At 39.7% G+C, this 612-nt stretch carries 1 pseudogene; it reads left to right on the top strand.

Annotated elements, in window-relative coordinates:
• Window positions 1-606: pseudogene (locus B4W83_RS11835) on the top strand (IS66 family transposase); the annotation flags it as partial.
• Window positions 607-612: the final 6 nt, after the last annotated feature.

Below are 612 nucleotides of genomic sequence, written 5' to 3'. Positions count from 1 at the left end.
GCTTATCGTCAACTGGAAGAAGCTGAACTTGTTGGATGTTGGGCGCATGTGAGAAGGAAGTTTTTTGAATCCACCCCCAAGCAAGCAGATAACTCATCCTTAGGAGCTAAAGGTTTAGCTTATTGTGACCAGTTATTTGCCTTGGAAAGAGACTGGGAAGTTTTGCCAGCTGATGAACGACTACAGAAACGTCAAGAAGAGCTCCAACCCCTAATGGAAGACTTCTTTGCTTGGTGTCGGCGTCAGTCAGTTTTACCTGGTTCAAAACTAGGAAGGGCAATTGAATACAGTCTCAAGTATGAAGAAACCTTTAAGGCCATTTTGAAAGACGGGCATCTGGTCCTTTCCAATAATCTAGCTGAACGCGCCATTAAATCATTGGTTATGGGACGTAAAAATTGGTTGTTTTCTCAAAGTTTTGAAGGAGCTAAAGCAACAGCTATTATTATGAGTTTGTTGGAAACAGCTAAACGTCATCAACTAAATAGTGAAAAATATCTATCCTATCTTCTAGAATGTCTTCCAAACGAGGAAACTCTCGTAAACAAAGAGGTTTTAGAGGCTTATTTACCATGGAATAAAGTTGTACAAGAAAAGTGCAAATAAGAAATC

This window comes from Streptococcus pseudopneumoniae ATCC BAA-960 = CCUG 49455 (assembly GCF_002087075.1).
Lineage (GTDB): Bacteria > Bacillota > Bacilli > Lactobacillales > Streptococcaceae > Streptococcus > Streptococcus pseudopneumoniae.
This window is presented reverse-complemented; position numbering and strand designations above follow the sequence as displayed.